The organism is Candidatus Nanopelagicales bacterium (assembly GCA_018003655.1).
Lineage (GTDB): Bacteria > Actinomycetota > Actinomycetes > S36-B12 > UBA10799 > JAGNDY01.
Genome location: JAGNDY010000138.1, coordinates 1 through 3,799, shown reverse-complemented (window position 1 = coordinate 3,799; position 3,799 = coordinate 1). Strand labels below are relative to the sequence as shown.

Genomic DNA, 3,799 nt, shown 5'->3' with positions numbered 1-3,799 from the left:
CGGTGTGCGAACGGATACTGGGCCTACGCGAGGCCGGAACTGCGCTCAAGGAGCAAGCGGTATTGGTCAGGGCGGCGCATCACAGTTCGCGACTTGAACTGGAATTGAGCCGACGCGCCATTCCGTTCGTCAAGTACGGGGGCTTGCGCTATCTCGAGTCCGCCCATGTGAAGGATTTACTTGCCGCATTCCGCCTGGCTGATAACCACCGAGATGAGTTGGCCTGGTTTCGGCTGCTGCAGCTGCTGCCGGGCGTAGGTCCGGCGACCTCGAGGCGCGTGCTCACCGAGCTTGGCCTGCACCTGACGGCCGATGCGGCAGCGGTCGAGGACGACGACGTTCTGCTGCGCTGGCCATTGGCACGTCAGCGGCTGTCCCCCGCGGCTCAGTTGGTTGCCGATGATCTGGTGCAAGCGGTCGGACGGCGTGAGAACGAGGCCGTCACCGGCCATGCTCAGCGGATTCACGCAGCGGTGTCACCCCTGGTAGAAGCCAACTACGACGATGCCGACGCGCGACTCACCGATTTGATCGCCCTGCTGGACATGACGAAGTCCGTCACCCGCTTGTCCGAGATCGCCGCCGAGAATGCACTTGAACCGCCGACTTCCACCGGCGACCTCGCGGGCCCGCCCGTCATCGACGAAGACTGGCTGGTCATCTCGACGGTCCATTCCGCGAAGGGCTTGGAATGGGACGCCGTGCATCTCATTCATGCTGCCGACGGCAACTTTCCGTCGGACATGGCACTGGGCTCCGCCGAGGGACTTGAAGAGGAGCGCCGACTGTTCTACGTCGCGGCCACCAGAGCACGGGAGTACCTGGACGTGTACGTGCCACTTCGCTACCACCACCGTCCAAGCGCCCATGACGACCGGCACTCGTGGGCGCAACCATCACGATTCCTCGCCGCACCCACCCGTGACACGTTTGAGACGGTCGAGTATCTGCGGCCGACCGACCTGGGAGCCATCGATTGGCCGGTTGTTGACACTGGTTCGTTGGTCGACTCCGCACTGGTATCTCTCTGGCAGTAGCCAGCTGAACGTGCGATCGGGTGTGCGATGAGCATCGCTAGGGTTGGTTTATGCCAGAGGGCGACACAGTGTGGAGAACCGCTCGGGCACTCGACCGAGCGTTAGCGGGTGCGAACATCGCGAAAGCTGATCTGCGAGTTCCTGCCCATGCAACGGCGGATCTCGCTGAAATGACGGTTGTCTCGGTGAGTCCGCGTGGCAAGCACCTGCTGATGGCTGTCGCCAGCCCGGCGAGCGCGCGTGCTGACGGTGCATCGGAACTGGTATTCCACACGACCCTCGGTATGGACGGCAAGTGGCGCATCTATCGTCACGGCGAGGTATGGCGGGGAGGACCTGGGCACGCGATCAGAGCAGTTGTCGAGGTTCAGCGCCACGTCGCGGTCGGCTACTGGCTCCCGACTGTCGAGCTGTTCAAGTCGGCCGAAGCGGCTGCGCGGCTGGCGCACCTGGGGCCAGATCTGCTTGGTGACGACTGGGATAGTGCTGAGGCGCTTCGTCGGATGACGCGCTATGGAGATCGGCCGATCGGCGAGGTACTGCTTGACCAACGCTGCCTGGCCGGTATCGGGAATGTCTACAAGAGCGAGATCTGCTTCTTGCAGAACGTGGCGCCGCAGACGGCCGTCGGGAAGGTGCCGGATCTGCCGTCGGTGATCTTGCGCGCCCACCAATTGCTGAACCTGAACAAGGCCAGGGCGAATCGGGTAACCACTGGCGACAGTCGTCGGCCGCTGTGGGTCTATGGCCGAGCACGGATGCCATGTCGTCGCTGCGGAACGTCAATCAGAGTCTCGCAAGAGGGCCACGATGGTCGGCAGCGGTGGACGTGGTGGTGTCCACGGTGCCAGCCAGCGGTCGACTAGTTGGCAGGTTGTTCCGTAGTCCGCAGATCACACCATCGGTTGCCCCGACGTCCGGCCACTGGCCGCGACCGTGCGCGCCGCATGGACACTGGCACGGTTGAGGACTAGTTTTCCTGCAGGGTGTTTTGCCGTGGCCGACCAGTCGGCCGAACCGAGGAGGAATTCTGTCCGGGATAACACGGCGCGCTTTTCTCGCGTCAACCACTGCGTTGGCGGCTGCGTTCGCCATTCCTCGTGAGGCGCTGGGCGCCGTCCTAGCCGAGCCGCTGAAACCAGCGGACGTGCCAACGACGCTGCAGCAGACGATCCGGCACAGCTCACAGTCCTACAAGAAGTACCGCACGCTCGTCGCGGCGCCGGGCGAGCCGTACGTTGCCCGCCTCGATGTGCTCAAGCGCAACGCGAATCCAGCTCGAACCGGTCGACGGCGGTCACTGCTCTATTTGGGTCACCTCACCGACTTGCACATGATTGACGCCCAGTCGCCCGCTCGACTTGAACCGATGGCGGGGATGTCCCAGAGCCTGTGGGCCGGTGTGGTTCGGCCGCAGGACACGATGCAGACCCACACTCTGACCGCCATGACGAATGCGATGAACGCCGCTAAGTACAGCCCCGTGACCGGCGCCCCGATGACTGCGGCGGTCAATACGGGCGATAGCGCCGATGAATTGTCCAACTTGGAACTGCGCTGGTACATCGACCTGCTCGACGGCGCCACTTTGACTCCCAACTCGGGCAAACAGGGCGTCTACGAGGGCGTTCAGGTCTGGAAGGACACTCCCTACGCCTGGCATCCGGAAGACCCGTCCAAGGACGATTTCGGTGCTTACGGTTTTCCCACCCTGCCGGGAATGTTGGAGGCCGCGGTCAGCAAGTCCGTCTCCTCACCCGGGCTGGCGGCACCTTGGTTCGCGGTCTTCGGCAACCACGACACCTTGCTCAACGGCGTCATCCCGGTCGATTCTGGATTGCGCAAACTGGCCACCGGCGACCGCAAGGCGGCTCAGTGGGGCACACTTACTGACACCTATTTGCGCGGGATGGCTACCGATTCCAGTTCGTTCACTCGACTCACCAATCAAATTTGGACGCAGTTGGGAATGACCAAGGGCATGGAGACGGTCTCCCCCGATGGTCAGCGCAAGTTGCTCGATGGCTTGGAGTTCATGGCGGCGCATCTACAGTCAACGCCCGCCCCGGGGCCGGTCGGTCACGGCTTCACCCAAGACAACATGACCTCCGGCAAGACCTATTGGACATCAGATCTCAACGAGAACTTCCGGCTGTTCGGACTGGATACCTGCAACCAGACAGCTGGGCCAGACGGTGCTGTGCCGCAAGATCAATTCGATTGGCTAAAGGACCAACTCGAGCAGGCTCAAGCGCAGAAGAAGATGGCCATCATCCTCAGCCACCACAACAGCTCCACGCTGGAGAACGGCGCTGAGCCGGTCATTGGCGGTCAGCCCCTGATCCACGCCGACGAGTTCATTTCCATGTTGCAGCAGTACCCCTGCATGGTGGCGTGGCTCAACGGTCACACCCACATCAACACAATCACCGCGCACCCCAAATCCGGGGGCGGAGGATTCTGGGAGATTACGTCGGCGTCCTGCGTCGATTACCCGCAGCAGCAGCAACTCGTTGAGTTTGTCGACAACCAAGACGGGACGATGTCGATCTTCACGACTGCCCTCGATCACATGTCACCAGCGGTGTGGAGCAAGGGAGACTACTCGCAGACCGGACTCGCATCGCTGAGTCGACAACTGTCTGCCAACGACTGGATCGCCAACCCACCGATGCGGGTCGGTTCGCCGCTCGATCGCAACACCGAGTTGTTACTTGATGCCCCGTTCCCGCTGTCCGCGATCACCGACGGCCAGTTGGCCA

General features: G+C 62.5%; 3 protein-coding genes. All 3 read left to right on the top strand.

Features of this window, described 5'->3' with window-relative positions; genetic code table 11:
- The coding region (locus KAZ48_11300) for an ATP-dependent helicase (GenBank protein ID MBP7973375.1) at window positions 1-1,037 on the top strand (1,037 nt) is incomplete at its 5' end.
- Between the two features lie 50 nt (window positions 1,038-1,087).
- Window positions 1,088-1,903: an Fpg/Nei family DNA glycosylase gene (locus tag KAZ48_11295; GenBank protein ID MBP7973374.1), complete on the top strand. Its 816-nt coding sequence runs from the start codon at window positions 1,088-1,090 to the stop codon at window positions 1,901-1,903.
- Between the two features lie 281 nt (window positions 1,904-2,184).
- The coding region (locus tag KAZ48_11290; protein MBP7973373.1) for a TIGR03767 family metallophosphoesterase at window positions 2,185-3,799 on the top strand (1,615 nt) is incomplete at its 3' end.